Annotated in this window: 28 protein-coding genes; 12 read left to right on the plus strand and 16 right to left on the minus strand. The window is 49.1% G+C overall.

Annotated features, from left to right (window positions below; all coding sequences use genetic code 11):
- Positions 1 to 196: 196 nt before the first annotated feature.
- Entirely contained in the window at positions 197 to 667 is a 471-nt protein-coding gene (locus V5J35_RS19135) for an ISAs1 family transposase (RefSeq protein WP_354011323.1), read from the minus strand.
- A 109-nt stretch (positions 668 to 776) separates the two neighbouring features.
- On the opposite strand from V5J35_RS19135, the gene V5J35_RS19140 reads away from it, so the two are divergent.
- Positions 777 to 1,580 carry a Cof-type HAD-IIB family hydrolase gene (locus tag V5J35_RS19140; protein ID WP_354008685.1) on the plus strand — a complete coding sequence of 268 codons (804 nt, stop codon included), beginning with the start codon at positions 777 to 779 and terminating at the stop codon, positions 1,578 to 1,580.
- A 543-nt stretch (positions 1,581 to 2,123) separates the two neighbouring features.
- Entirely contained in the window at positions 2,124 to 2,642 is a 519-nt protein-coding gene (locus V5J35_RS19145; RefSeq protein ID WP_354008686.1) for a hypothetical protein, read from the plus strand.
- A 20-nt stretch (positions 2,643 to 2,662) separates the two neighbouring features.
- On the opposite strand, the gene V5J35_RS19150 is transcribed toward V5J35_RS19145, so the two are convergent.
- Complete coding sequence (locus V5J35_RS19150; protein ID WP_354011324.1) at positions 2,663 to 2,743, minus strand: IS1 family transposase; 81 nt, start codon at positions 2,741 to 2,743, stop codon at positions 2,663 to 2,665.
- Positions 2,744 to 2,870: 127 nt separating this feature from the next.
- Between V5J35_RS19150 and V5J35_RS19155 the strand changes: the two genes are divergently transcribed.
- The 3 genes from V5J35_RS19155 to V5J35_RS19165 all read left to right on the plus strand — a co-directional run bounded on the left by V5J35_RS19155 (position 2,871) and on the right by V5J35_RS19165 (position 5,505).
- A complete protein-coding gene (locus V5J35_RS19155) occupies positions 2,871 to 3,374 on the plus strand; it encodes a peroxiredoxin (protein WP_354008687.1) in 504 nt (167 codons plus the stop codon).
- Between the two features lie 142 nt (positions 3,375 to 3,516).
- Positions 3,517 to 5,193, plus strand: coding sequence for an aspartate-alanine antiporter-like transporter (locus V5J35_RS19160; protein WP_354008688.1), 1,677 nt, complete (start codon positions 3,517 to 3,519; stop codon positions 5,191 to 5,193).
- A gap of 27 nt (positions 5,194 to 5,220) precedes the next feature.
- Complete coding sequence (locus V5J35_RS19165; protein WP_354008689.1) at positions 5,221 to 5,505, plus strand: HlyU family transcriptional regulator; 285 nt, start codon at positions 5,221 to 5,223, stop codon at positions 5,503 to 5,505.
- Positions 5,506 to 5,514: 9 nt separating this feature from the next.
- Here V5J35_RS19165 and V5J35_RS19170 read toward each other — a convergent pair whose 3' ends face one another.
- From V5J35_RS19170 to pyrC, 6 genes are all read right to left on the minus strand, one after another.
- Positions 5,515 to 5,979 (minus strand): CesT family type III secretion system chaperone, encoded by a 465-nt coding sequence (locus V5J35_RS19170; protein ID WP_354008690.1) that lies wholly within the window; start codon positions 5,977 to 5,979, stop codon positions 5,515 to 5,517.
- The gene (locus V5J35_RS19175; protein ID WP_354008691.1) at positions 5,976 to 7,610 is read right to left on the minus strand and encodes a hypothetical protein; all 1,635 of its coding nucleotides are present in this window, start codon (positions 7,608 to 7,610) and stop codon (positions 5,976 to 5,978) included. Before V5J35_RS19175 ends, V5J35_RS19170 begins: the two co-directional genes overlap by 4 nt.
- Positions 7,607 to 8,089, minus strand: a complete 483-nt coding sequence (locus tag V5J35_RS19180; protein ID WP_354008692.1) for a hypothetical protein — start codon at positions 8,087 to 8,089, stop codon at positions 7,607 to 7,609. The genes V5J35_RS19175 and V5J35_RS19180 overlap by 4 nt, the downstream gene beginning before the upstream one ends.
- Entirely contained in the window at positions 8,079 to 8,597 is a 519-nt protein-coding gene (locus V5J35_RS19185) for a hypothetical protein (protein ID WP_354008693.1), read from the minus strand. Before V5J35_RS19185 ends, V5J35_RS19180 begins: the two co-directional genes overlap by 11 nt.
- Positions 8,598 to 8,723: 126 nt before the next feature.
- Positions 8,724 to 9,323 (minus strand): ribonuclease T, encoded by a 600-nt coding sequence (gene rnt, locus V5J35_RS19190; protein ID WP_262568667.1) that lies wholly within the window; start codon positions 9,321 to 9,323, stop codon positions 8,724 to 8,726.
- A gap of 52 nt (positions 9,324 to 9,375) precedes the next feature.
- On the minus strand, positions 9,376 to 10,413 hold the full coding sequence (gene pyrC, locus V5J35_RS19195; protein ID WP_354008694.1) for a dihydroorotase: 1,038 nt from the start codon (positions 10,411 to 10,413) through the stop codon (positions 9,376 to 9,378).
- A gap of 333 nt (positions 10,414 to 10,746) precedes the next feature.
- Between pyrC and V5J35_RS19200 the strand changes: the two genes are divergently transcribed.
- Positions 10,747 to 11,961 (plus strand): argininosuccinate synthase, encoded by a 1,215-nt coding sequence (locus V5J35_RS19200; RefSeq protein ID WP_354008695.1) that lies wholly within the window; start codon positions 10,747 to 10,749, stop codon positions 11,959 to 11,961.
- A gap of 66 nt (positions 11,962 to 12,027) precedes the next feature.
- On the opposite strand, the gene mltC is transcribed toward V5J35_RS19200, so the two are convergent.
- The 6 genes from mltC to purM all read right to left on the minus strand — a co-directional run bounded on the left by mltC (position 12,028) and on the right by purM (position 18,236).
- Positions 12,028 to 13,143: a membrane-bound lytic murein transglycosylase MltC gene (gene mltC / locus V5J35_RS19205; protein ID WP_354008696.1), complete on the minus strand. Its 1,116-nt coding sequence runs from the start codon at positions 13,141 to 13,143 to the stop codon at positions 12,028 to 12,030.
- Positions 13,144 to 13,247: 104 nt separating this feature from the next.
- Positions 13,248 to 13,655: a lactoylglutathione lyase gene (gene gloA / locus V5J35_RS19210; protein WP_201772208.1), complete on the minus strand. Its 408-nt coding sequence runs from the start codon at positions 13,653 to 13,655 to the stop codon at positions 13,248 to 13,250.
- Positions 13,656 to 14,255: 600 nt separating this feature from the next.
- Positions 14,256 to 15,197 carry a LysR family transcriptional regulator gene (locus V5J35_RS19215; protein WP_354008697.1) on the minus strand — a complete coding sequence of 314 codons (942 nt, stop codon included), beginning with the start codon at positions 15,195 to 15,197 and terminating at the stop codon, positions 14,256 to 14,258.
- Positions 15,198 to 15,596: 399 nt separating this feature from the next.
- Entirely contained in the window at positions 15,597 to 16,382 is a 786-nt protein-coding gene (locus V5J35_RS19220) for a DUF3108 domain-containing protein (RefSeq protein WP_354008698.1), read from the minus strand.
- The gene (purN, locus tag V5J35_RS19225; RefSeq protein WP_354008699.1) at positions 16,355 to 17,038 is read right to left on the minus strand and encodes a phosphoribosylglycinamide formyltransferase; all 684 of its coding nucleotides are present in this window, start codon (positions 17,036 to 17,038) and stop codon (positions 16,355 to 16,357) included. Before purN ends, V5J35_RS19220 begins: the two co-directional genes overlap by 28 nt.
- A 136-nt stretch (positions 17,039 to 17,174) precedes the next feature.
- The gene (gene purM, locus V5J35_RS19230) at positions 17,175 to 18,236 is read right to left on the minus strand and encodes a phosphoribosylformylglycinamidine cyclo-ligase (RefSeq protein WP_354008700.1); all 1,062 of its coding nucleotides are present in this window, start codon (positions 18,234 to 18,236) and stop codon (positions 17,175 to 17,177) included.
- Positions 18,237 to 18,401: 165 nt separating this feature from the next.
- On the opposite strand from purM, the gene V5J35_RS19235 reads away from it, so the two are divergent.
- The 4 genes from V5J35_RS19235 (at position 18,402) to V5J35_RS19250 (ending at position 23,653) form a co-directional block, all read left to right on the plus strand.
- Complete coding sequence (locus V5J35_RS19235; protein WP_354008701.1) at positions 18,402 to 19,583, plus strand: DUF2066 domain-containing protein; 1,182 nt, start codon at positions 18,402 to 18,404, stop codon at positions 19,581 to 19,583.
- 29 nt (positions 19,584 to 19,612) lie between these two features.
- A complete protein-coding gene (locus tag V5J35_RS19240; RefSeq protein ID WP_354008702.1) occupies positions 19,613 to 20,692 on the plus strand; it encodes an AI-2E family transporter in 1,080 nt (359 codons plus the stop codon).
- A gap of 110 nt (positions 20,693 to 20,802) precedes the next feature.
- A complete protein-coding gene (gene hda, locus V5J35_RS19245; protein ID WP_419095766.1) occupies positions 20,803 to 21,519 on the plus strand; it encodes a DnaA regulatory inactivator Hda in 717 nt (238 codons plus the stop codon).
- A 151-nt stretch (positions 21,520 to 21,670) separates the two neighbouring features.
- The gene (locus V5J35_RS19250) at positions 21,671 to 23,653 is read left to right on the plus strand and encodes a DUF748 domain-containing protein (protein WP_354008704.1); all 1,983 of its coding nucleotides are present in this window, start codon (positions 21,671 to 21,673) and stop codon (positions 23,651 to 23,653) included.
- Here the strand turns inward: V5J35_RS19250 and V5J35_RS19255 are convergent.
- Both V5J35_RS19255 and arsC read right to left on the minus strand, forming a co-directional pair.
- Positions 23,637 to 24,026: a DUF2069 domain-containing protein gene (locus V5J35_RS19255; RefSeq protein ID WP_354008705.1), complete on the minus strand. Its 390-nt coding sequence runs from the start codon at positions 24,024 to 24,026 to the stop codon at positions 23,637 to 23,639. The two genes, V5J35_RS19250 and V5J35_RS19255, sit on opposite strands and share 17 nt — an antisense overlap.
- Before the next feature lies 1 nt (position 24,027).
- Positions 24,028 to 24,375, minus strand: coding sequence for an arsenate reductase (glutaredoxin) (arsC, locus tag V5J35_RS19260; RefSeq protein ID WP_354008706.1), 348 nt, complete (start codon positions 24,373 to 24,375; stop codon positions 24,028 to 24,030).
- Positions 24,376 to 24,538: 163 nt separating this feature from the next.
- Here arsC and V5J35_RS19265 point away from each other — a divergent pair, with 163 nt between their 5' ends.
- The gene (locus V5J35_RS19265) at positions 24,539 to 25,144 is read left to right on the plus strand and encodes a DUF4136 domain-containing protein (protein WP_354016476.1); all 606 of its coding nucleotides are present in this window, start codon (positions 24,539 to 24,541) and stop codon (positions 25,142 to 25,144) included.
- 67 nt (positions 25,145 to 25,211) lie between these two features.
- Positions 25,212 to 26,450 carry a YihY family inner membrane protein gene (locus tag V5J35_RS19270; RefSeq protein ID WP_354008708.1) on the plus strand — a complete coding sequence of 413 codons (1,239 nt, stop codon included), beginning with the start codon at positions 25,212 to 25,214 and terminating at the stop codon, positions 26,448 to 26,450.
- Positions 26,451 to 26,498: the final 48 nt, after the last annotated feature.

Genomic DNA, 26,498 nt, shown 5'->3' on the forward strand with positions numbered 1-26,498 from the left:
GTTAATTTTTAATAATATTTTTTGACAGCGTTGCTTTGTAGAAGTTCAACGTCAGATTGAAATAGCAGTCACGTTAGTTAATAAAAAGGCGGTGTCAACACGGCAAAACATGATCATAAATCTATCAGTCCGAGAACCTTCATCATGTAGTCTTCGTCCCAGCCACACGTCTTTCGCTTGTTCTTGATACCTGCTTTCACTGAAGTGTCCAGTTTGAGAAGGTTAAGCGCCACTTGCCTGGCAACTCAAGGTTTTCAGTGGCAAAACCTTCTCTGGCTCTGCAACGGTCTTCATCAAAAGCAACGTCAAGAACCCAATGCAGTTGAATCTCAACCAGCCAGTGCCTCCTGGTGGCATGAAGCACCTCCTCAGCAGACAGTTGGCGACTGGATATAAAGTAGCGAATCAACGTGCTTCCTTTATCCTTCTTGCGGCTGTCCAACTGGACAGCGGCTATGGTTCTGGCTTCCCAGGATGAGGCATTTGAACCTTCGGCAATATCGGTTATGACCCAGCAGCGACGATGCTCAACACGACCATGCTCTTTGCCTTCCTGCCCCGCAAAAGCTAACCCCGGTGCATCTTCGGGATTATCTTGCCAATATTGATCAAAGGTCCGGATCTGCTCACCATAAAGCTTTTTCTGGTTGCCTTGTTTTACGGTAATTTCTGCGTTTGTGCAGTTTTATCCATACTATGAATTAGTACTTAATTGCCAAATTGCCATAGCTCGGGTTCAATATGGTTTGAAAACTCCTGTTGAACCCGAGGTAGGCATGCATTCAGTTGTTGTTTCAGATCTGGACGGAACGCTTCTTAACAGTCAGCACGAAATCACCCCACACACCAGACAGGTGATTCGTCGTTTACATGACGCAGGTATCAAGTTTGTGTTTGCAACCGGGCGTCACCATATTGATGTGGGCAGGCTGGCTGATGAACTGGACATCAGCATGTATTTGATTACTGCCAATGGTGCCAGGGTGCATAATCCGTCCGGTCAGATCATTATTCGTCATGATATTTTCCCGGAGCAGGTGCCGGAGCTGATCGACATGGGGCGGGAGTTTCAGGGTAAAGTGTTGACCAATGTGTATCAGGAAGACTCCTGGTTTATTGAAGAACGACACGAGACGGTTGATCAGTTCAGCGATGTGAACAAGTTTGCTTACCAGTTGCAGAACCTCGACTCTGTGAACACAACAGGCGTCAGCAAGATCTTTTATCTGGCGGAAAAGCACGAAGACCTGCTGCCGCTGGAGCAGCGCATCAAGGATGAAATGGGTGACAGCGTGAGTATGACGTTCTCTCTGCCAATCTGTCTTGAAGTCATGGCTCCCGGTGTCTGCAAGGGTGTGGCCCTGGCAGAGGTATTAAGGCTCAAAGGGCATCAGTTTAAAGATACCATCGCTTTCGGCGACGGTATGAATGACTATGAAATGTTGCAGGGAGTGGATAAAGGTCTGCTGATGGGCAATGCAGACCAGAAGCTCAGGGCATTGCTGCCAGATCATGAAGTGATTGGTCACTGTGATGATGATGCGGTCGCAGAGTTTCTTGAGCGGCATTACGCGCATTAACTGGTAAGTCTGTTTGTTGCTCAGGGTCTATATTGCTTCTTTGTAAATTTACCCTGAGTTAACTTTTTAAAGGCATTTGCCATTTATGAAATTTATTTTCCTCCGTTTTTTATTCCCAGTATTATTTCAATAAGCACATGGTACGGATCGCATCAGAGCATATTATAGGTAATCGATCTGGCACAATGAGCCCAGAGCAGTAAAAAGACGACCAAGGTCTTGTAAAATGCTTCAACACTCAAGAGCAGAGGTGCGTAGGCTAACAATGTACCAACGGGTTAAGGCTCAAATTAGGGCCATTGATTTTTAAATACAGTTGTCTGAATATAGATACAGGGCGGCTACCTATAATCAAGAGTAAGCATCAAGCATGCAGAACATCAGGCTATTGGTTTTAATAACTAAAAGCCGGAACAGTTAATAGTGTTATGCCTATGCTTATTCGTTATCTTAGATGATTATTTCAGCATGTTTCACTATTTTGAAAAAATCTTTTCCACATCAAATAGGTATTCAGTGAGTGTTCTATGGAATAAAAAAAACTTGGAACCTGTTTTCGACGATAATTTTGGTATTTGCGCTGGCATGGTAGTTACATGGATAAAAAAATGCATCGCTTCAAACGGAAAGGGTGTTCAAAGTGCTGATGAACTGGATATGAAGGCAATCTCAATTATCCAAGGAGCCTATATGATGTTTACCCCGCATTCTGATGAAACCCAAAACGTTACTAGCATGGATTTCTTGTTAGGAAGTCAAAATCTTATTGTTTTGGATTATGAATCTGGATTAATGTTTGGCAGCATAAACCATGTCTATGAATATGTGCAGAAGAATTCTGGATATTTTTATTTATCATGTCGTGGCAGTGATAAGAGAAGTCACGCGATTGGCTTATGGCACAACAATGAGACTGTGGAAATGCTTGATCCTGAGCATGGACTTTTCAGGTGTAATAATCTAACGCAGTTTTTAGTTCAGTTGAGCAGTTTCATCCAATTTATAATAAGTAAAGGATACAACCGTGATTGGAGTCTCTACAAGATTGGACTGGAGGCTTAGTAACTATGGAGGGTTACGCTTCAAAACCGCTGAAAATGTTCTCTCTCGATGAATTCGCCAATCACTTTGTCGTGAATTTTTTCTGAGCGTGAAAAACAGATTGGGAACTGTCGACATTATCTCTTTAGGAACCAGCCAGATCTGAAGGCTTTACTATTAGACATAGGCCAAAATAGCCATCATTATAGAAGCAACTATTATCAAAAGCGTTTATTGAAAGGGAACTCAATGAGCATCGAAGTGGGCGATCATTTACCCGATATCACCATTCACGAATACATTGCAGAAGCCTCCAAATACGATCAGGTAGGTCCCAAGGCCTGGAGGCTGCCTGATCTTGCCCATAAAAAGAAAGTGGTCGCCATAGGGGTGATCGGTGCATTTATGCCGATTTGTACCAGCAACCACCTGCCAGGTTATCTGGAAATGGAAGATGACTTTAAGGCCAGAGGGGTGGATGAAATCTGGTGTATTTCAGTCAACGACCCCTTTGTATTACATGCCTGGGCAGAAAGCCTGAATATCAATGGACGCATGCGCATGCTGGGAGATGGCTCTGCCGAGCTGGTGACATTGATGGATGTCACCCTGGATCTGTCAGCGAGAGGGATGGGTGTGCGTTCCGACCGCTTTGCCATGGTGGTTGATAATGGTGAGATTATTCACTTCTATCGGGAAGAAACGGGCTGTTTCTGCCTGACCTCTGCTGAGAATGTACTGAAAAAACTGTGAGTGCATTTCGTTCCTGTGTTGAAACTTCACCCTTGATTAGCACTAACTACGTATACCTTTAACTGTCAATAGATGGTTATATGCCGCTCAATTTCGCTCTTATTTGTCACTACTAATAAATCGCGTCGGAGCGCGGCAGACAGTGGAACTTGACCTTATTGCGCTTTTAGAAAAAAGCGCCCCCCTGTTGATTTTTTTAAACCTGTTTTTAGGCTATGTGGTAGGTAAAATTACCATAGGATCGTTTCAGATCGGGTCAACCACAGGGGTGTTGTTAGTCGGGCTGCTGTTTGGTCATTTCGGTTTTTCGGCCATGGAAGGGCTCGATACCATTGGCTTTATTCTGTTTATTTTCTGTGTCGGCCTTCAGACCGGCCCCCGCTTTTTCAGTGTCTTCCTCGAAGATGGTGCCAAATACATTGCCCTGGCAGCCATTGTTGCGCTTGCCGCTATGGCCATTACCCTGATTCTGTCTCACTTGCAGGGCATATCAGCCCCTATGTCTGCGGGTATTATGGCAGGTTCTCTGACCAGTACGCCTGCGCTGATTGGTGCTCAGGACGCTATTCGTAATACGCTGGTGGAGTCGTCCGAGATGACGCAGATGGCGCTGTCGGATATTGGTGTGGGTTATGCACTGACGTATATTCTTGGCACGGTTGGCCTGTTGGTGATGATCAATTATACACCGGCCATGCTGGGTGTTGACCTGAAGAAAGAAGCCAAAAAAGTCGCTGTAGCCAAAGGGCTTGAGAAAAATATTAAAAGGCATACTGAGCTACCTATTGTGCGGGTATTCCGGCTGGATGAAGAACGTATCGGGCAGTTTGATGGTAAAACACTGCGGCAGCTGGCATTGCAGGAACGTACTGGTTGTCTGATCGATAAGATTCGCCGTAATGGCAGCATCTTTGAACCTGATGGTGACACCGCGCTGGTGGAGGGCGACTCCATTGCCCTGGTGGGACGCCCCCGGGAGATATATAAGTTTCCCTACGAACTCGGACAGGAAATCTTCGACAGCGAACTGCTGGATTATGAGTTTGGTTCTCAGGAAGTCGTGGTAATCAATCCCCATATTGCCGGAATGCGGTTGCAGGATGTGGGTATTGATGCCCTGTACGGTTGTTTTGTCAGTAAGGTCAGCCGTTCCCAGATTGAAATGCCAATTAACGACGACCTTCAGTTATCCCGTGGCGATGTGCTGGAAATCAGTGGTGAGAAAGGTCGCCTTGAACGTCTGACTGAACGACTGGGTTATGCCGATGAGCAGTCCCATATTACCGACGTTATTACCTTTACCTTTGGTATTGTCGCCGGTCTGTTGATTGGCCATCTGATTGTTAAAGTCGGCAATATTGATATCACTCTGGGTAATGCCGGTGGACTGCTGCTGTCGGGTATCACTATTGGTCACATGCGCAGTAATTACCCAACCTTTGGTCGTGTACCACCGGCAGCCACTTATGTGCTGATGGAAATTGGTCTGATGTTCTTTATGGCTAATATTGGCCTGAGTGCCGGTGATGGTATTGTCAATGCCCTGATGAATATTGGCCCAATGATTCTGCTCAGCGGGATGATTATTATGATTGTGCCAGTCATGGTAGGCTACCTGTTCGGTCATTATGTGCTGAAGCTGAACGTGGCACTGTTGCTGGGCGCATTGACCGGAGCCCGCACCAGTACCGCCGCCCTGAACATTTTGACAGAAGAAGCAAAAAGCAATGTACCAGCTCTCAGTTATGCAGGTACCTACGCTTTTGCCAATGTATTTATGACGCTGGCAGGCACAGTACTGGTCAGTTTGCCCTTATAAACGGGTAGTAGAAAAAGGAGAGCCGGAGTGGGATTTTTCTCAAAGTTGTTTGGTCTGGATAAGGAATCTGAGCAGCCTGAAACAGTGGTTGAACCCGTTGATTACCAGGGCTTTCAGATTTATGCCGAAGCCAAGGCCGTCAGTTCGCAGTTTCAGGTGAATGGGCGCATCTGCAAAGAGATCGACGGTGAGCTGAAAACCCATGACTTTATTCGCTCCGACCTGTTTATGATGCCGGAAGATGCTAATGAGGTGATGCTGCGCAAAGCCAGAATGTTTATCGACCAGATGGGCGAAGGCATCTTTGATTGAAGGCAGCCTCTAAGGCGTAACCGGCTTGAACATCTCATCGAAGCCGTCGGCCAGTTTCTGCTGGGCTTCGGCTTCTTTTTTCATTTCCAGTTCTGGCAGAAGTTGTTCGGCGACATCCAGCAGGTTGGCGACCATGTTATCCAGCATCTCAACCGTGGTGTTTTCTGACGTAGCCCGATGCGACAGTACAATGCGTTCGCCAATGGTGTCCCAGCCCAGCGCCGCTCCCCGGGTTTCAAGGGCGTAAGCATTAAGCTTCATGGCGGTTTCCAGCCGTTTTCTGCGAATTTCTCCACTGCCAATGGATGTCATCTCAATAATGATAAACAGGTCGTCACAGTAGGCAGGCGCTTCCAGAGTGACTGGAAACAGATTGTTAAAAGTAAACGCACAAACTCTTCCACTGTCGTCTGTGGCAGAACGATCCAGTCCGGCCTGCTGCATCCATGCTTCCAGTAGTTCAATGCCTGTCATGATAGAATCCTTCCATAGCGAAAATGGTTGGGTATTGCTGCATCAGCGGGTTGGACCCTGAGTCTTGAGTGACGAGCCATTATCCGGGATCGTCGGGAAGCCTTCTGCTCAGGGTTAAAAGTCAGGCTGTAACCGGCGGTGACAGACCCCTGTTGCGTCTGATCTTTTCGCTTTGGGCTCAGCTTGCTTGTTAGCCACAGGGAACCGGATCTGATCTGTTTGCTAAGAGTCGTTAAACCGACCACATGAAGCAGCGTCTTACCGGTTTGTTTCAGTTGCAGCCCTTTGAAATTCACCTTGTCACGATATAAAACCTTCTGCAGGCTTTTCATGGCAACTTTTTCAGGAGTCAGTTGCAGCTTCTTAATCGTATTGTCAGTAACGCCAAAGTTGCGCAGAAATTCGATACAGTCTGATAACTCTTTCCCCTCCGCACTGCGCAAACGCAGTAGAAAGGATTTTTCAGCGACACCAATATTGTTTCTTGCCAGCGCAGCCAGGCTGTCTTTTGCAGCCATGAGTGTCTCACTGCCTTCCCTGGCTTTTGCCAGTTTTCTGTTATGGTACAGGTCGAATGCCATCGTACCCAGCCCTGTTGCCGTACCCAGAGTACCTGTGGCAATCAGAGCGGCAGGGGCGCCAACGGCTGAAGCTGTCAACCCGGCTGATACACCGGTAAAAGCAGCACCTATGGCGGTGTTGAGCATATTTTTACGGGCTTCAATGGTTCGTTCCTGTCTGATATGTCCGGCCAGTGCTTTCAGCAGAGGGTCATTCGTGGCGGCTTTGGCTTTGGCGAGATTGTTCAGAGCAGCGATCTGGGTACCGGTTTGGATGGCAGAATGCGCTGTTGCAATAGCCGAGGCAACAATTCCAAAGACGGGAAGCGCTTGGGCAGCGGTTGGGCTGAAACCTCCGGCAAATATCAGTGAACTTTCGACAGCGCTTGTGCCTTTGGCCAGCAGGTTTTTGGCTCGTACCAGATGGTCAATGGTGGTCTGGCTCTGGTTGCGGGACAAGTCTGAGGCGGTTGTGACAAGACGCTGTTTCAGTGTTTTCAAATGTGCCGGGTGACCAGCCAGCTTCCGGGTCCGTGGATCATACAGTTTGAGTAATGTCTGTGTCCGTTTACGCTCACTGTGATGGCGGATATCCCTGAAAGCGTGCCAGGCCCCTGTCAGAGAGTCCTGTATAAACGACAAGCCTCCCGTCACTGCGGCGATTCCCTGCAGGCTGTGATAGGTTTCATTAAACTGGCGGTTAGGAACCTCCCAGGAGCCGGTATGCTGTTTAAATCCGGCCTTGATGGTTTTGACGCCGGCCAGCCCTACTGTATGTGCTGCATGAAGAAAGGCTTTGATGTTACTGCCAATAACCGCCGCTTTTTCAATTTTGCTGGTACCTTTGTCAAAATGAGCCTGTGGATGACCAGCTACAATCTGTCTGGCCAGATTGAGTGCTTTTCCCGGTGTCTCGGACAGGGCGTTACTCTGTTGTCCCAGGGGGTGAACGTGAATATCAGCACTGGCTGACCGGTGAAACAATCCTCTGCTGGCCGGCTTGTCTTCTGTACTACACATGTAAGCCTGATGAACAGGTTTCGCTGAACGCAGTGAACGGATTCGGTTCATTCAGCAGGCTCCAGTGTCTGGAGCTGTTTAATGGTTACTTCTATGGCCCGGGACAGGCTGATTGTCTGCTGACTCAATGCAATGGCAGGATTGAAAATGGCACCTGACGCACTACGCAGCTGGATAATACCTTCATTAACAAGATTGAGGTGGGTCCTGCTTTCCGACTGGATAAGCAGTCGCAATGTCATTTGTTGTCGGGTCTGACAGAGAATGAGTGGTGCGATCAGTTGTCCTGTCGCCAGAGCGAAGGTGTTCAGGTCTTCCGACTCCTCAAGGTCAATGATAACGATAAGGGTGGTGGAGACCAGATTTCTGGCAGGCTTGCGAGTAATGCACTCTGCTTCAATGCCGGGAGCCAGGTTAAAGCTGATGGCTGTGAAGGCATTTTTTTTACCCTGGCTCTTATCTTGAAAGAGTACCGGCTGTAGCCCCGCAGCCTTTAAATGACCGAACAGCAGTTTTTGTTCAGCTTTCATGGGTGATGACCTCAAACCAGTGTTCCGATAGCAGGTCTGCCATCATCCGGGCTTCTTCATTGCTGAGTTGTTGCTGCTCTATTTGCAGACATGCCTGATGTAGCAGGGGAGCCAGAATCTGAATCGTGTCCAGCATAGCCCGGCTGTTGATTTTGGTGTTCAGTGAAATGAGTCTTGCCTGTCGTATAACCAGCTGAACCGGTTCTGGATTGATGATCAGGGCAACCGGGGCTAATACGGCAGTTGACTGTTGTATAAAAGCCTGGGTGGCCGGGGTTAAGGTAACGGGAGTCGGTAGCTGGGCATCAATAATGGCGCACAGGGAGTTCGGATTCAGACCCTGTTGCAAAACGGCGGTAAGCTGGATAGCGGGTATATGCCCGGCGGTCAGGCTGGTGGACAGGTAAAAGGTCTGGTCATCGCTGGCTTCCTCAATCCGTTTCAGGCCCAGCTGCCGCCAGTAGTTTTTAAGGTGTAACGCTTTTTCCTGCAGGTTTTTTGCGTTCAACGAAATGGCTCCCTGCCTTGAACGTCATCTAATAACTCTACCGGAATGTTTTACTAACGGGCAAGAGGGCAGTAGGTGTGGCAGCCCTTCAGGTGAGCACCTGAAGGGCTGAAGAAAACGGACTGATCAGAGCCAGCCGCCCAGGTCTTTCCACTGGTTGACAATCGCGCAGAACAGTTCAGCGGTTTTTTCCGTATCGTAACGGGCTGAATGGGCTTCGCCTTTGTCAAAGCTGACATGTGCTTCTTCACAGGCTTTGGCCAGAACCGTTTGACCATAAGCCAGTCCACCCAGGGTGGCGGTGTCGAAACAGGAGAAAGGATGAAACGGGTTGCGTTTGATATCGTTTCTCTCTGCGGCTGCCATCAGGAAGCTCAGGTCAAAAGACGCATTGTGTCCAACCAGTACGGCCCGGCTGCAACCCTGACGTTTCACTTCCTTGCGAACATTTTTGAAGATGGCTGAAACCGCCTGTTCTTCTTCAGTGGCAATGCGCAACGGATGGAAAGGGTCTACACCGATAAACTCGATGGCTGCCTGCTCGATATTGGCACCTTCAAACGGTTTGATATGGAAAGACTGGGGCTTGCAGGGATGTACGTAGCCCATTTCATCCATTTCAATGACCACCGCCGCAATTTCCAGCAGGGCATCAGTGGCGGGATTAAAGCCGCCGGTTTCCACATCAACCACAACCGGCAAAAAACCGCGAAAGCGGTTGGCCATCAGATGGCTTTCATCAACCACGGAATCTCCTTAATTCATTATTTACAAGCTGTTAGCGAACCAGTCGCCAGGTCAGGGTTTCGCCAGCTCTCAGTGGGACTACCTGACTATCGCCGTAGGCAATGCTTTCAGGTAATTGCCATTCTTCTTTAGCCAGAGTGACAGTCCCGGTATTTCGGGGCAAACCGTAGAAGTCCGGGCCGTAATGGCTGGCAAAGGCTTCCAGTTTGTCCAGTGCGTTCATCATTTCAAACGCTTCAGCGTACATTTCCAGCGCTGCCGGGGCGGTGTAACAACCTGCACAGCCGCAGGCTGCTTCTTTTGCACCCTGTACATGGGGAGCAGAATCGGTGCCGAGGAAAAATTTCGGGTTGCCGCTGGTGGCTGCTTCCAGCAGTGCCTGCTGGTGAATATTGCGCTTCAGAATCGGCAGGCAGAAATAGTGGGGGCGAATACCGCCGACCAGCATATCGTTACGGTTAAACAGCAGATGGTGTGCGGTAATCGTCGCACCAACATTGGCAGGCGCACTGGTCACAAACTCCACGGCGTCAGCAGTGGTGATGTGTTCCATAACAATTTTAAGGGTCGGGAAGCGCTCGACCAGGTCGCGCAGGTAACGATCGATAAACACCTTTTCACGGTCAAAGATGTCGATGTCCGGGTCGGTGACTTCGCCGTGTACCAGCAAAGGAATGCCACATTCTGCCATAGCGGCCAGTGTGTCATGAATATTGGCCAGGTCTGTGACACCAGAGTCGGAGTTGGTGGTGGCGCCAGCAGGGTACAGCTTCAAAGCCTTGATATTGCCCTGAGCTTTGGCGGCATAAATCATTTCCGGTGTGGTCTGGTCTGTCAGGTACAGCGTCATCAGGGGTTCAAAATCAACGTCCTGAGGGATAGCCGCAGAAATGCGCTGCTGATAGGCAGCCGCGTCTTCTGCATTCAGCACCGGGGGGAGCAAGTTTGGCATTACAATGGCGCGGGCAAAGGTTCTGGCTGCTGTGGCCACCGTTTCTGTCAGGGCGTCACCATCGCGCAGGTGCAGGTGCCAGTCGTCAGGGCGTGTCAGGGTAAGCTGTTGAGTCATAAGAGGGAGTGTACCTGTTCCGGGAAAGCCTGATAAAAAGGCAGTTTGTATCCGGAAGGGCATCCTAGCGAATATCGTTTGTACATGGTAGTGATATTTTGCCTGAAGTACATGGATTTTACTGTTTTTACTATGGAAACGGGTTTTTCTGTCACGAAGTAGCTGGCATGCTGTCGGACAAGCTGGCATTAATTAACTTGCCAGTGGAACTTGTGTGAATTAATATGCTCAAAAAAAGCATAAAAATACATAAATACTTATAATTCATGCATTTTGTAGCTAATTATCTTGATTTGAGTGAATAGCTATCCAATCGGGAATCTGGAGTGTCCGATGAAAGCGATAAAAAAAGTGGTACTGGCCTATTCCGGAGGGCTGGATACGTCGGTCATTGCGAAATGGCTCGAAGACACTTACGAATGCGAGGTGGTCACCTTTACGGCAGACCTTGGACAGGGCGAGGAAGTGGAGCCTGCCCGCGCAAAGGCTGAAGCCCTTGGTATTAAGGAAATTTATATTGAGGACCTGCGTGAAGAGTTTGTTCGTGACTTTGTATTTCCGATGTTCCGGGCGAATACGGTTTATGAAGGCGAATACCTGCTGGGAACTTCCATTGCCCGCCCGCTGATTTCTAAACGTCTGATTGAAATTGCCAATGAAACCGGTGCGGACGCGATCTCTCACGGTGCGACCGGTAAGGGTAATGATCAGGTGCGTTTTGAGCTGGGAGCTTACGCTCTGAAGCCCGGTGTGCAGGTGATCGCGCCCTGGCGTGAGTGGGATCTGAACTCCCGGGAAAAACTGCTGAGCTACTGTGACCAGCATGGCATTGAGGTTGAACGGAAAAAAGGCAAGTCGCCTTATTCTATGGACGCCAACCTGCTGCATATCTCCTATGAAGGCGGCATTCTGGAAAATCCCTGGGCCGAAGCGGAAGAAGATATGTGGCGCTGGACGGTGTCTCCTGAGCAGGCGCCCGATGAAGCCACTTACCTTGACCTGACCTATGAAAAGGGTGATATCGTTGCTATTAACGGTGAAACCATGTCACCGGCGACAGTACTGGAATACCTGAATAAGGTGGGCGGCGCCAACGGTGTTGGGCGGCTGGATATTGTTGAGAACCGTTATGTGGGTATGAAGTCCCGGGGCTGTTATGAAACACCGGGTGGTTCTATTATGCTCAAGGCTCACCGGGCGATTGAATCCATCACACTGGACCGTGAAGTAGCGCACCTGAAAGATGAGCTGATGCCCCGTTACGCCAAGCTGATCTACAACGGCTACTGGTGGTCGCCGGAACGTGAAATGCTGCAGAAAATGATCGACGAGAGCCAGCAGCATGTAAACGGCATTGTTCGGGTGAAACTCTATAAAGGCAATATCATTGTTGTTGGTCGTCAGTCCGACGATACTCTGTTTGATGAAGCCGTAGCGACTTTTGAAGAAGACGCGGGCGCTTACAATCAGGGGGATGCGGAAGGCTTTATCAAACTGAATGCATTGCGGTTGCGGATTGCAGCTGATAAAGGGCGTGATCTGGGCTGATTACTTCTTTAAGAGCCTGTTCAGACGTAACTTCTGATGCAGGCTCAAAAATCCCTTATAGTTTCTCTAAACGTCGCCTTTGTAAAAATCCTTCTGGGCCGTCGTTACCTTCCTCAGATAATTTCTCGACTCTTCACGAGGGTGTCGCTGGGTTAGCGCCCAGTACACCTGCTCTGGCTGCATGCTGTTCAGAATATCCATGGCTTTACCACGATCCGAATGGAAGGTTTTTAATACATTGCCTGTCCCGCCGTTGTAAGCGGAGATCACTGCGTAATGTTTGGAGAGCGGATCCTGAACACTTTTCAGGTAATGAGTTTGCAACAGGTGTAAGTAAGCGACACCCGTATCCACATTGTTCCAGGGCTGAAACAGGTAAGTCTTGGTGGGCTGGTCATTACGGTTTTTCAAACGCTGGAATACGTCCCGCCCTGCGGTAGCAGGAATGATCTGCATCAGCCCGTAAGCGTTAGATGGACTGACCGCATAAGGGTTAAAAGAGCTTTCTGTGCGCATCACAGCGTAGATCAGGCTCTCATCCACATTATATTTACTGGCATGCTGTCGTACGATGTCGGCGTATTGATACTGTCGCTGTTCAAGATGATTATTGACCAGATCAATATCTACCGAATAGATTGTTCCCCGGCTGCTGTTGCGGGTGGCCTGGTGGTTAACGGTCAGGTAATCCGCAAAGTTGCCAGCGCGCCACTCCCAGCGAATGGGCTGGTTTTCATGGTCCAGCACCTGCCCGTACAGCATGGGTTCTTCGCCCAGTTCAATGGCTTTATCGCTGAACAGGTCGACTTTATCCGGATCGTAAGGCGTCAAAAGCGTGATAATGATGGCGTGGCGCAGGTCTTCCTGGTCCAGAGTTTCTACGTGTATTTTGCCGGTTTCAAAGTTAACAAATACACGGGTGCGGTAGTTGTTGGTGTATTTAACGTATTCGTTATTTGTCGCCTGCCTTTCATCGCCCCAGTTGGTTTGTGCCTGCCGGGCCAGTGTTCGAACCAGTGCCTCAAAAGCAATTTCGTCTTTTTTAATGTTTCTGAGGGTGTTGGTCCAGTTCGGGTTATTGTTTGAAAGTTCTCTGACAATGACTTTGCTGGCATCGTTGGAGCAGCCGGGTAAAAGGATAAAAACAGAGAGAAGAAAAGCGATTAAACGACAGTTTGTCATAGAGTGCGCGCGTCCCTGGCAACAGGCTTCAAGTGAGTAGTGTTTGTTTATTTATGAATAAAGACGAAGGAAACGATGGATACCGGTTCCTTCGTGATCAGCGTTTAGCCTTTCAGACCTTTTGTCGCACCTTTCATCTGGATCAGTTCAATCTTATAACCGTCCGGGTCAGTGACAAAAGCGATTTCTGTGCTTCCGCCCAGTACCGGACCCGGCTCACGGGTGATGTTGCCGTTGTTGGCCCGAATGGTGTCACAGGTGGCGTAAATATCGTCAACACCAATGGCGATATGACCAAAGGCTGTGCCTTGATCGTAGCTGTCGGTACCCCAGTTGTAAGTCAGCTCAATCACTGCCTGTTCAGACTCATCGGCATAGCCAACGAAAGCCAGGGTATATTTGTACTCTTCGTTGTCATGCTTCCGCAGCAGCTTCATGCCAAGAACATCGGTGTAAAAAGCAATGGCACGATCCAGGTCGCCAACACGCAGCATAGTGTGTAGAACTCGCACAAGGCACTCCAGTTCTGTTTGTGAGAAAAGGGAAAAGTTTAAAGGCTCTATGTCGCTTTGGAAATAGCTGCATTTAAACGCTACGAAAGCAGAGAGGGTAGCTGCTGTGGGAATAGCTGGCTAATTGCAGATAAAAACAGCCCCGATCGGTAAGTACAAAACTTTGTGTATCTGTTATTTTAATTGTTAGCATTTAACTTATTGATGATTGCTTGCGTTCTGTATATATTTCATAAAACTTTTCAGAAAGTTAGATTTCAGAGAAACCTGATAAAAGGGATCTGAAATTTCGCCAGTAACCGTTTGCATAGTGCGAACAAAACTAACCGTATGGAAGGAGGAGTAATAGACGAATTATTCAAAGCTAACTAATCGAAATGTTGAACCTTAGGGTTCGTTGCTAATCGCGCACAAGGAGGTGTGCTTTAAAGAATGTCTATCCAGCTCATTTCCTTTTTTCTCTGTTTCACCTGAAAACCATCAGCCAGTGGTTTTAAGAAAATCTATTTAGCTTAATGTTCATTATTGAAGCAGCTCGTACTCAGGTTAGTTTGATGAGAAAGCCCTGATCTTTTATCAAGGCTTGAAGTATTTACAGTTTCAGGATCCGGATAAGCTGAATATAGTCGCCAGTTGCAGGCACTCTTCAATAATTATCTTTCGCATGAACTGGTGAACAGGGTCGTTGTCACAGCGTGGATGCCACATAGCATAAGTAGGGGAGGGCGCCATTTGCTCCAATTTATGGAAGTGGAGATCGGGGTTGTTACTGAGGGCGTATTTATCAGCCTCAAAGCAGAAAGCAACATTTTCTGACCCCGGGATGATGTCTCTTAGTAACTCGAATGACGGTGCAATAAAGCTCACTGACCGCGTGAGGTTTCTGGACTGAGTGATTTGAGACAGCTCATGTTCGATATATCCATATGGATAGCGTTGTATGGTTGGGTAGCTGAAAATTTTCTCAAAGCTGTAATCCGTTTTTCGGATTGGGTGTTTTTTGTCAGTAACCAGGTAGATGCTCATGGTCGCAATGAGGTGACTATTGAGCTCTGGAACCTGTTCTGGCAGATTGTACAGCACAACATCTGCCATACCGGATGCCATGACTTCTGTTATCTTTTTTTGGGCAGGGATATGTTCGATGGTGATTGAAGGTGCCTCTGTCTTCAGTCGGGACAGTAACCGTGGAATTAGTAAACCCGCTCCAATAGGATCAGCCATGATACGAAAGGTAATGGTTGCTGTTTTTGGATTGAAGGGTTCGTCAAATAGAGAGTCCTGGAGGTTTGCCAGACTCTGATGCAGGCTTTTTTTGATGTTAGCGGCTCTGGAGGTGAGTGTGTACCCTTTACCTGACTTTACCAGAAGCTGGTCATCCAGTGCTGTTCTCAGTTTTGCCAGATGGTAACTGACATTCCCCTGTCGCATACTGAGCTGCCTTCCCACCTCGGAAAGGTTGCGGGTTTCCAGCAGTATATCCAGAACCAGTAGGGATTTTAGCTCCAGCGTGTGCAGCTTTTCATAGACACTTGGGGACATAAGATGAGAATGTGTGTGAAGATAATGTGGAGTGATTTTACTGATCAATATGCATTCATTCTAATGCAGAAATATTGATAAAGGGTATCTAAAGTGCAAAAAAGTAATATATGCCCTGTTGAGGCTGCAAGAGATATTGGTTTGCGAGTGTTGTCATAAGATATGTGGTCAGAAAAATTCGCTAAATTTTTTAAAAGCATACTAAAAAATCACTACTAACTTTCAGGATTGGATTCGGCAGCTGGATGGATGGTTGTCTGATAAGTTCCCTGAGGGGTGTATTTGCTGAAGCAGGGGGCAGATAAAACGCATTGGGTAGGGTTGGTGTTATAAAAATTTACACTACGTTACAAGCGGTTGGGCAGCGATAGCTGAAGCCATCACTGCTGTAAAATATTTTCAGGAGGATTTCAGACCAGTAATTTTTCTGCCGTCTACTTCGCCTTCAGCAAATTTTATCAGGTATTCTGAATCATCTTTTTGATGAAACTTGACCAGTACATAGTCCCAGTCTTTGGCAAACCAGATCCATGTCTGGCGTTTGCTGTTGTCTCGTTTGATTTTGACTCGCACAGTGTTCAGTTTGCCGACATCGGTTTCCAGCACTTCTTCACCTTCAATAATGAACTCCCGCTCGTAGACTTCATCATCATCGACAACAGGATAGCGCAGGTCTGTTTTTCCGGCAGCAAGGTCAAGCCCCAGCTGATATTGATAGGACAGTTTATCCTGTGCGTTAGCTGGAAACGCTACAGGCTGATCTTCATGATTCCATGTGGCCTGCATCTTCTGCCAGTCAAAGTGTGCTTCTTCGGGTTTGCTGCCAAACAGTCCGCCACGTTTATAGCGATAAAATACTGGCCTGACCCGATTCTTGTTTATGGTAAACCGGGTTGTTTCTGTCAGGCTGACAACACTGGCATCAGCTCCGAACTCCAGTACCCACTCATCGTCTTCTTTGCTCAGAGTACGGGACCCTCTGGCACTAAAACCACTATAGCGGGTGCTGTAACGGGCAGTAAACGGCTTTGGTTGTATGGTTTGAGTCGTCACTGCCGCTGTGGGTTTTCCAGCGGGAACCCCAGTCTGAGGTTCGGAGGCAGCAAAGGTAAAAGGTGCTGCCGTCATCAGTAAAGTGCCAATGAGGGGCAGGCTCTTCAGGGTTTGATTAATAATCTTTGGCATTGTTGGTCCAGATTTTTTTCCTGCACTGAATATCCTTGTTTGGGAAGGGGCTGATTGTCAAGCCATACCGCATTGTCCTTACAGATGAGTCGGCCAGAGCAGAGCCAGTCTAAAGCCAGTGGGTAGACCTTTTGTTCCATGGATTTCACCCGTTGTTCAAGGGTCTGGACAGTATCAGAGTGACGGATGGGCAGGGTGGATTGAAGGATTATGGCACCGCTGTCGAGTTCTGCTGTAACAAAATGAACTGTTGTTCCATGTTCGCAGTCGCCAGATTCCAGGGCGCTCTGGTAGGTGTTCAGTCCTTTATGTTTTGGCAGCAGGGAAGGGTGGATGTTGATAAGCCTGCCTGAAAAGTGCCGGACAAATTTACTGGACAGAATGCGCATATAACCGGCAAGAACGACATAATCAGGATTCAGCTGGTTAATCTTCTGCATCATGTGCTGGTCGAATAAGCTTCGGTCCGAAAAGTCTTTGTGGTCAAAGGCGTGCTGAGGGATATTGGCGTTTGCAGCTCGCTGCAGTCCGTAAGCGTCAGGACGGTTACTGAAAACGGCAACGATTTCGTAATGAGAATCAGGCTGCTGGTCAATCAGTGCCTGCAGAGTGCTGCCATTTCCAGACAGCAGGACGACGACGCGTTTGCGGCTCATGCTCGTGCTCATGGCTAGGTACGGGTACGGCTCTTTATTGTAACGCTATATTGTATTAGCGGCTTATTATAGCGTTGATCGTGTGACTCCCATACAGAAATATGGGAGTCCATGGTTAGCCCGGTATTACAGGAGCTTATCGATAAACGACCTGTTCGCCTTCACCAGTCTCCATGTGACCGATGACAAAGGCGTCTTCGCCCAGCTCGTTTAAACGGGTAACAGCCTGCTCAGCCTGTTCCGCAGGTACGCAGATCACCATGCCAACACCGCAGTTGAAGGTCAGGTACATTTCAGACTGGGCGATGTTGCCACCCTCCTGCAGGAAACGGAAGACCTGTGGGATGTCCCAGCTGCTGGTATCAATAACAGCGCGACAACCTTCCGGAATCACCCGTGGCAGGTTTTCGGTTAACCCGCCACCGGTAATGTGTGCCATGGCATGTACCGGCATTTCTTTGCACAGTTGTAACAGGGATTTGACGTAAATGCGGGTAGGGGCCAGCAGTGCATCAGCCAGAGGCTTGCCGTCGACTTCCTGAGTCAGGTCAGCGTCAGTGACTTCCAGAACTTTACGGATCAGGGAGTAACCATTGGAATGTGGGCCGCTGGATTTCAGTCCGATGAGAACATCACCGGCAGATACGCTGGACCCATCAATGATATTTTCTTTTTCCACAATGCCGACACAGAAACCGGCCAGATCGTAATCTTCACCCTGGTACATGCCGGGCATTTCTGCGGTTTCACCGCCAATCAGGGCGCAGGCAGACTGTTCGCAGCCTTTGCCGATGCCGGTGACGACCTGTTCTGCTACATCGACGTTCAGCTTGCCTGTTGCGTAATAGTCGAGAAAAAACAGAGGTTCAGCACCACATACCAGCAGGTCATTGACGCACATGGCCACCAGATCGATGCCGATGGTGTCATGCCTGTTCAGGTCCATGGCCAGTTTCAGTTTAGTGCCTACACCGTCGGTTCCAGAGACCAGGATGGGCTCCTTATAACCTGCCGGGATCTGGCAGAGGGCTCCGAAGCCGCCCAGTCCGCCCATCACTTCCGGGCGTCTGGTGGCTTTTGCTACATGCTTGATACGTTCAACCAGTGTGTTGCCTGCACTGATGTCTACGCCAGCATCCTTGTAGCTAAGAGAAGAGCTAAGAGAGTCTTTGGAGGAATCGCTGTCGATTTTACTCATAAGAGGTGGTTCCGCACCTAACTATTTATGTCGAACTAAGTCGAGGGTCAATGATCAGAGCGCGCATTCTAGCGTAAAGCTTGGTGATGATGCGAGTTTTTACCTGTTGTGCGCTGGGTACTTATGGCAAAATCTATTTTTTGATTAGTTTTCAAGGTTTCAGGCATGTCGTTAGCTGTCATGGCTTGTTGTGTGGCGAAAGCAAAAAGTAGCGTGGCGAAAGCAGAAAGTAGCGTGGCGAAAGCAAAAAGTTTGAAGTTTTCGGGAAGTCCAGCGTTGCGGCTGCCGCGTCAGGTATTGCTGTTATTGGCCTGTTCATTGCTGTTGCTCTTGTCTCAGTCATCTCCGGCATCCCAGATCAATAACCTGTATCAGGTAGAGGTGCCGGTATCCAGTCAGGGCAGTAGTGACCGCAGCCGGGCAACGTCCAGGGCGATGTCGGAAGTGCTGGTCAGGGTCACTGGGCAGCGTCAGACACTGGCTGACCCCGCAATAAAAAGTGCATTACAGAAAGCGACCAGCTACCTGCAGGGATTCAGCTATCGCCGTGATGAAGTAGGCGGGCAGCGACAGCTGATGCTGGTGACTCAGTTTGATGACAAGGCGATAACCCGTCTGCTTCGCGACAATGGTCTGGGTATCTGGGGAGGGAACCGGTCGACCACTCTGATGTGGTTAGCAGTTGATGAGGACGGTCGTCGGCAGATTCAAAGTAGCGGCAGGTCAACCAAACTGTCCGAAAACATTGATCAGGTATTCGATCAGCGAGCTTTACCGCTGATCTTTCCGGTCATGGATTTTGAAGACAACCTGGCCATCAGTGCCGTGGATGTCTGGGGACTGTTTTCCAGCAAGTTGACAGAAGCGTCAGTGCGCTACGGTTCCGAATCCATTCTTGGTGGTCGCCTCTCGGTCAGCCAAACGGACAAGGGTGAACGGTACAATGGTCGATTGGTTCTTCTGTTTAGAAACCAGCGATTTGATGCCAGCATCGAAGACCTGAGTGCTAAAGGTGTTGCGCTCGCTATGGCGGACCTGGTGGGTAACACCCTGTCCAGACATTATGCAGTGACGGCAGGTAGCAGTGAGAACCCCATACTGCGTATTGATGGTACAGGTACTACCAAAGCCTATGCAGGGGCCATTGCTTATGTAGAAGGTTTAACGGCAGTACGAAATGTTATGGTAAAACGGGTGTCAGGGGATCAGCTGGAGCTGGAACTCACCATTGATGGTACTGTTGAACAACTGTCAGACTCCATTGCCCTGGAACGTCGGCTGCAAAAGGTGGAGTCGGATGCTGGCAGTGGTGAAGGCTATCTGCACTATCGCTGGCGTGGGCGGTAAATAAAAACAATAATCCTGCAGGAATGGGTATGACCATAAGACAACGCTGGATGCTGGCAGGCGTGGCCCTGGCCACCGGGGTAGTGATTCATTTTCTAAGTCCTATCCTTGCACCTTTTGTGGTCAGTCTGGTGCTGGCCTATCTGGGTGATCCAGTGGCAGACAGACTGGAAAAAATGGGTATGAGTCGCTCGCTGTCGGTGACGGTGGTATTTCTTGCCCTGTTTGTAGCCGGTCTGGTGTTGTTGCTGGTGCTGATTCCTGCACTGTTTCATCAGATCAAAACCGTGATACAACTGCTGCCAGTCTGGGAAGCCTGGGTACGCAACAATGTTGTGCCAGAATTGTTGACATATATCGAGGTGGACCCTGAATGGTTTGACCTGAGCATAGTGGTTAAGCAACTGGCGACCGAGTGGCAGCAAACCGGTGGCATTATTGCAGACCTGAGTCGTAAGGTAACGTCTTCAGGGCTGGTGATCGCTGGCTTTGTCGTTAATCTGTTTCTGGTTCCGGTGGTGACGTTTTATCTGCTCAGGGACTGGGACAAAATGATGCAGCACCTGCGCCTGATTATGCCCCTGAATATGGAAGCAGAGATCGTTACTCTGTCAAAAGAGTGCGATGAAGTGCTGGGAGCCTTTCTAAAAGGGCAATTAATGGTTATGCTGGCGCTCGGTGTAATTTATGGCGCTGGCTTGTGGCTGATCGGGCTGCAGTTCGCTATGCTGATTGGTCTGTTGGCAGGGCTGGCGAGCATTATTCCCTATATGGGATTTTTTGTAGGTTTTGCCACGGCAATCATTGTTGCACTTTTCCAGTTTGACCAATACTGGGCTTTGCTGGCTGTGACGGCTGTCTTTACAGCTGGACAGGTGTTGGAAGGTTATGTCCTTACACCATGGCTGGTTGGGGATAAAATTGGTTTGCACCCGGTGGCTGTTATTTTTGCCTTAATGGCAGGTGGACAGCTGTTTGGTTTCATTGGCATGCTGATTGCACTGCCACTTGCTGCAATTATTATGGTACTCTTGCGTCATCTGCATCGGAATTACAAGGCAAGTGACCTTTATCATGCGGGCGAGCCTGGTGAGAAACCTGAGGAGTGAGCCATGAAAGGTGTAACAGAATACCTAACACCGGTGCCAGAAAAGTCAGGGGCTGTAGCGTTCTTTATGCGTAGGGCAGTGCCTGTGAAATATTATCAATCCATTGCCTGATGTCGTATATGAGTCTGCCTGTGCAATTGCCGCTCAGCGTCCAGTTAAGGGACGATGCCACATTCGCTAACTTTTTCAGCGGACAGAATGCTGCATTGGTTAATATGCTGGATATTGATCGACAAGTTCCCGGCATAGAGACTGAGCAGTTTATATATCTGTATGGTTCCAGTGGTGTGGGTTGCAGTCATTTACTGCAGGCTGCCTGCCATCAAGTCGATAGTCGCCAGGGGCGCAGTATTTATCTGCCAATGAATGAACTGGTTCACTATCCTTCAAAACTTCTGGAAGGGATGGAGAGTCTGCAGCTGGTCTGTATTGATGATATCAATGCGGCGGCAGACATTCCTGAATGGGAAGAAGCCCTGTTCGACCTTTTCAACCGTCTGCGCGATGCCAACACCCGTTTGCTGGTAGCGGCTGACTGTCCTCCCAAAGCCCTGAAAATTGAGTTGCCAGACCTGGTTTCCCGGCTCAGCTGGGGGGTGGTGTTTCAGGTTCAGCCACTGACCGATAAAGAAAAGGTCGCCGCTCTGCAGTTGCGTGCTCATCTGCGGGGGCTGGACATGAATGAAGACGTTGCCCGCTTTATTATCTATCGCAGCAACCGCGATATGGGACATTTATTCAGGATTCTTCAGAAGCTCGACAGTGCATCATTGAGAGCTAAAAGAAAGCTGACCATTCCTTTTGTGAAACAGGTTATGAGCTGGTAGTTAACGACTTAATCCTGCGAAGCATCTGTTTGCTCTTTTAAACCTGCGTAACCAGAGAGTATTTATGCAAAGCCAGTCGCAGTCTCGTTGGTTTGTAAGTGTCTTAGCCGGACTGCTTATTTTCCTGACTCTTTTGTCAGGTTATTTCCTTTTGCCCGAACGACTGGCCCGGCATTTTCTGGAAAGACTGTCTCAGGAATCCGGTGTTGAGATTCTGCCGGTGCGGGCAGATTACTCCCTGCTTAGTAGGGAACTGATTCTTAAAGATTCCGACCTGTATCTGCTGCCGGGACTAAAGATCAGTGCCGATGAAGTGCGCGTGCGTATTCCCCTGTCAAAACTCACTTCGTCTGATCCCCTGCAACTATCCAGCCTTTATTTTCAGAGCCCTTTTGTTAATGTTGACCTTGATCTTCTGGGCAGTTCCGGGGCAGCTGAATCTTCATCGCTTCAGGAATATCTGGCAACCGTCGTAAAGTATTTTGAGCTGGGCAAGGGCGGCCTGTTTCTCTCTCGCAGCGGGGCGCAACCTCTGGCGGCTTCTCTGGCCTATCAGTCCATGCGGATACAGACCGGCGATAGAGGTGAATTAAGACTGACGGTTGATGGTTTACCAGAGAAGGGTGACTGGGCATTCCAGGGGCAGTTCGACCTGAACACTGGTGAGCTTAATGGTGAGTTTGATGTCTGGAGTGTGCCACTGGCTACGATTCAGGCAGCTTTCCCAAACAGCCAGTTTGATCACTGGGAACAGGTGACAGTCAGTGGTAACCAGAGCTTTTTCTGGTCGCCCCGGCAGAGTGTCAGTATGGAAGGGAGCCTGGTGCTTCAACAGGGGGTTGTGAGCTTCTCTGAGGACCAGAAATTTCGCTGGGATGAGCTTGAACTGCTGGGCTTCTCCCTGTCCGATGGCCACGTATCGGTGGTTAAAGGCTCTCTGAATGGTGCTGATGTACTTTTGAGTGAGCAGGCGCTGGCGTTGTTGCCAGAACAGCTGAAGGTGTTTTCCGAGCTGGAACTCAGGCGGCTGAATCTATTTACCCATCCGGACCAATGGCAAAGCAGTCAGGGAAAGCCGGAGCTGGGTAATCTGAACGGACAGCTTGGCCACAATGGTGAGTCCGGACTTACTTTAAAAGGGACGGCTTACGCTTTGCAGACACTACCGGTTGCTGTTGACGCAGAGCTTCATGCTGATGGTCATGGCAAAGCCCGGTTTAATCTGAGAGAAGTCGACCTTGGCAGTGTTTCAAAACAGAAACGGGTTGTGGCTGGTTATGATCTGGCAGACAGTACGATGAATGCCGTTATGCAGTTGTTCTGGGGAGCAGGTGAACGACATGCGAAAGGGCGGCTGACGTTTACCCGGTTTAAAGCACGACCCGACAATGATTCAGCAATAGACTGGAATCTGTCGTTAATTCAAGCTGCAATGACGGACAAAAAAGGACGAATTATTGTGCCCGTTGCGGAGCGTAAGTTATCTGATGAACCCCTGCCTTCTGCACTGGTGAATCTGTTACAGGACAGTGTAAAGGTAAGTCTCAAGCGTGTGACGGATGAACCTTTCCAGTACCTGGGCCGGGTTTCAGGCAGTCAGGAGCCTCTGGTTGAAGCGATTGATTACGTACCGGGGCGAGCCCTGTTGTGTAGTGAATCTGAACAAACGGTTCATCAATGGACAAATGTATTGAATCGCAGACCTGCCCTTGATTTATCCTTTCAGGGGCTTGCTTCTATAAAGGCCGATAAGCCGGGTCTGGCCAGGGCTGAGTTAGATGCAGACCTGCTGGAATTGTATTCTACCCTGCTTAAAAAAGAGTCAGAAAGCGTTGCCGGAATTCCTTTGCAGACCCGGGAACAGTTGATTGAACAGATGTATCTGCGTATCCATAATCGCCGCCTTCCGGAAATAGGTGAGGAGACACAACAGCAGCGAGTTGTCAGGGCAGAAAGCTGGTTGGTGGATCACTGGCCGGTCAAGCCGGAAAGTCTACAGAACCTGGCTGAAGAACGAGCGGAAACGATTAAGAATTGCCTGCTGGAAGCAGGGGTAGACAGCAGTCGTTTGCATATTGAGCCTGCTCAGGTGGTTGATGAGCAGGCCCGGATGCACTTCAAACTTCTCTATTAACCCGGCTCTGCCAGCGGATAAACAACAGAGACACGCTAAAAAGAAGACAGCTGATGCCTGCTGTCAGCCAGCCATGTAGTGATTCGGGCTGGGCAGAAACCGATAAAACCCCACTGATAAAATAGAAACACAGAATAAAGCACAGCCATGCGGCTGACCTTGGGTTACGTTTTAACAGCCCGTACAGGGGCAGAGTCAGGGGTATAAGCTGAATAGCGGTAATGGCCAGTCTGGAACCCGGTGGTGGATTCAGCCACCAGGTTTCCGCCAGCAGCGCCAGCGCCAGGCTGACGTATAAGCCCATGGTTAACGAGTAAATGAAGGCTGCCTTTTTTATCATTGTCTGGTCGTTCAGTTTGTTGCAGTGGCTCATCTCAGAGGATTTCCAGAACAGACTCCGGTGGTCTGCCAATACGGGCCTGCCCTTTATTGACAACAATCGGGCGTTCAATCAGCCTGGGATATTTCAGCATTGCCTGAATCAACTCTTTGTCATTCAGCTGAGGGTTTTTCAGGTTATTATCCTTGTACTCCTGCTCCCCTTTTCTCATCAGTTCTCTGGCTGTTAAGCCCAGTTGTTTCAGCAGAGTTGTCAGGGTGGCTTCGTCAGGAGGGGTTTCCAGGTACAGGATGATGTCCGGGCTGATGCCATGCTCTTCTAACAGGGCTAGTGTCTGGCGAGATTTGGAACAACGTGGGTTGTGATAAATGGTGACAGCCATGCAGGTTTCCTCGTTTTTTACTCTTTTTCTTGTTCAGGCGAAGAGTAAACCCGATTGTGGCTCTGCACAACCGCTTAAGGTGCTCTTTTGAAGAGCCGCTTTTGTTGAGCAAATGTTGTGTAATTTGTCGGCGTGGAACTGGAGAGTGTTCAGAAGAACGAATATGCTTCTGCTTTCGTCGCAAACAGAATTGAGAATCATTATGTTACGCAGCAGGCATTGGTTGTTAGGGTGTTTTGCCATATTGCTGGCGGGCTGTGCCAGCCAGAGAATTGACTGGGATTATGATACATCTTCCAGGGCTCAGCAGCAGATGAACAGCTGGAAAACCTATGCCTGGCTGACGGTTGATAAAGATCAGTCGTCGGCTTATCACCTGGACGGCCTGCAGGATCGCAGGGTGCGTGCTGCCGTAAACCGTGACCTGCAAGCCAAAGGATTCAGGCTGGTGGATGAGTCTGACGCAGATTTTCTGGTCAACTACCTCACTAAAACCAAAACCCGCCGGGAAGAGAATCATGTTTCTACCTCGCTGGGGTACGGCATTAACAGCTGGGGAGTGGGCGTGCAGTCGGAAACCCGTGTGAGGGATTATGAGGAGGGTTCGCTGATGGTCGATTTTATTGATCCTGCCAGTAAAGAGCTGGTCTGGCGTGGTCGCTCTCAGGCGCTCATTCCTGACCGTTCGACCCCGGAAAAACGCACGCAGCAGATTAATAATGCAGTCGATGCCATTCTTAAAGGCTTTCCGCCAACCTCTGGAAGCTGATATCCTGACTGGATAAAGGGGTAAAGGTGAAAATAGCCTTTACTCCTGATGTGCTGAGGAGCAGCTCATGGTCAGGCCCGATATTTCCCTGCGTTCCATCAAACAACTGCTGTTGTTTATCAAGTCCACAGTTGAGCGATTCGTTCAGAACGGCTGCATGGACAGTGCCGCTGCCCTTACCTATACCACGCTGTTTGCCGTGGTGCCTTTGATGACCGTTACTTACAGCCTGCTGTCCGCCATTCCCAGCTTTCAGGATATTGGCGAAACGGTACAGTCTTTTATCTTCAATAATTTTGTGCCAACGGCGGGTGAAACCGTACAAACGTATCTGGTCAGTTTTTCCCAGCAGGCGCGCAAGCTGACGGCGGTCGGTGTAGTGTTTCTGATTGTGACCGCCTTTATGATGTTGAAAACTGTGGATAAGGCCATTAATAAGGTCTGGCAGGTAGACAAGGTACGCCGTGGCGTTTCCGGTTTTTTGCTGTACTGGGCTATTTTGAGCCTTGGACCGTTTTTGATTGGTTTGGGTTTTGTTCTGACCTCTTACCTGGCTTCGCTGAAATTTATTTCTGATACGACAGCTTTTTTCGGTGCAGAATCTGCCCTGTTGCGATTGATGCCGGTGTTGCTCAGTACAATGGTGTTAACACTGCTCTATGCGGCGGTGCCTAACCGCAAGGTGCCTTTTCGGTATGCTTTAACAGGAGCGGTGGCCATCGCTACGGTGCTTGAAGTCGCCAAAGGTGTCTTTGCACTGTTTATTGCTCAGGCACCGACGTATGAACTGGTGTATGGTGCCTTTGCTGCGGTTCCTGTTTTTCTGGTCTGGATATACCTGAGCTGGAACCTTGTTCTGCTTGGGGCGGTTATGGTACGCAATCTGACGATGTCAGTAGGGCAGCAAAAGGATGAGCACTGGCCACCCCTGTTGGGGCTTCTGGTGGTACTCTCCATGTTTCGTCAGCAGTTTTGTCAGGGTAAAACGGTCAATTATAAAATGTTCCAGAATGAATGGCCTCTCTCCCTGGAAGACTGGGAACGCTATATTGTTCTGTTGCAGGAGCAGGGGTTGATCTGTAAAAGTCATCAGGGGGAGCTGGTACTGGTTCAGGATTTACGACAAATGCCGCTTGCTTCGTTCTGTCAGCAACAGCCCTGGCCCATGCCCGACGCACTCTCTCTGGCGAACATCACCCGGGAGGGGCGTCCGCAGTGGTTTTCAGAGTTAATGGACCGGCTTCTGCATGTGAATGAAATCAGGGCAGCGGCGCTTGATATTAATCTTGATGAGCTTTACCAGTGATTTTGTTGAGTGGGTCCGTTACATCAATCGCAACCTGTCGATAGTGCG

The sequence above is a fragment of the Endozoicomonas sp. NE40 genome, assembly GCF_040549045.1.
In the GTDB taxonomy this organism is placed as follows: domain Bacteria; phylum Pseudomonadota; class Gammaproteobacteria; order Pseudomonadales; family Endozoicomonadaceae; genus Endozoicomonas_A; species Endozoicomonas_A lisbonensis.